The sequence below is a fragment of the Brucella tritici genome (genome assembly GCF_902825325.1).
Lineage (GTDB): Bacteria > Pseudomonadota > Alphaproteobacteria > Rhizobiales > Rhizobiaceae > Brucella.
Map to the genome: position 1 here is coordinate 1 of NZ_CADEAR010000082.1, position 383 is coordinate 383.

Consider the following 383-nt stretch of genomic DNA (forward strand, 5'->3'; position numbering starts at 1 on the left):
AAGCAAGCAGGGTCTTGATGCGCTTTTTATGAATGCCGAAGTCTGTGTGAGCAGAGTTCACGCAATAGACATAGCGGTGTTCGACGGGATTGATAAAGGTCATGCCCGGACCAAATGGCATGTTCTTTTCGGCAATGTCCTGGAACAACGACACAAGAGGCTGGTATGCTGGCTTCAGTTTATTGCGGCGGAGCCAGTCGACAAGCTGACCGAAGAACTGCTCGACGAAACGAACCATCGGCCTTTTCTGCTCGATGGTTTCAATAATAATGCGCTCCAGTTCAGCCTGCCCTTCGCAGATAAGCCTAAATCCCCATTCACGCTGGTCCGTCGCCTCGTCCTGAAAGTGGGTGAGCTTATGAATCGCAATGAACTTTCCCATA

1 pseudogene is annotated in these 383 nt (G+C 50.4%); it reads right to left on the reverse strand.

The features are described 5' to 3' along the window. Window positions 1-383 (reverse strand): annotated as a pseudogene (locus HWX93_RS22760) (hypothetical protein); the annotation flags it as partial.